The sequence below is a fragment of the Vibrio sp. 2134-1 genome, from assembly GCF_033339495.1.
The window spans coordinates 1-694 of the sequence record NZ_JAWOUS010000439.1 but is presented as its reverse complement, the minus strand read 5'-3'; the positions used below and the strand labels follow the sequence as shown (position 1 = coordinate 694).

Here is a 694-nt window from a genome sequence, read left to right as displayed (position 1 = left end):
TGGTGATCTACCAACACGGTATCACCTCAGCGAAAGAAAACGCGTATGCATTTGCTTTTAATATGGTGCAGGCTGGCGTAGCTGTTATCGCTATTGATCTTCCACTCCACGGAACACGTAGCCTAGACGAACAACGATCGGCAAATGCGAACGTTCTTGCTTACTTGAACCTTTCTAACCTTGCTGTAGCGCGTGATAACCTTCGTCAAAGCGTGCTGGATGTATTGGGCTTACGTGCTAGTTTAGTAGTATCAGCGCAAGGCGGCCTATTGGCTGGAGGCCCTCTTCAAGGTTTTAACCCAATGACGGGCTCTCAAGTAAAAATGCTGGGTCACTCGCTAGGCGGTATTGTTGGTACGTCTGCGGTTGCTGCTGCAAACAACACACTAGGCAGCCCTACTGCTGATGCACTGTATACATTTAGCGCGGCCTCTATTCAGAACTCTGGTGGTCAAATCGGTAATCTATTGCTGGGTTCTTCAGACTTTGGTCCGCAAATCAAGCACAACCTTGCTTATGCAGCATCAACGGATTACAAGTCTTACGCTGACGCGCAGTGTGCTCAGTTAGATGACAAAGCATGTTACGAGGTCTTTGAAGGTTTAGCGACACCGGAACAGCTTGCAGCTCTGAGTGCTGGTTTCTCACAGTTCATCTACGCAGCGCAAACCACGCTTGATACTGTAGATCCATT

General features: G+C 48.6%; 1 pseudogene. It reads left to right on the top strand.

Features of this window, described 5'->3' with window-relative positions:
- Positions 1-694 (top strand): annotated as a pseudogene (locus R7R78_RS26490) (lipase); the annotation flags it as partial.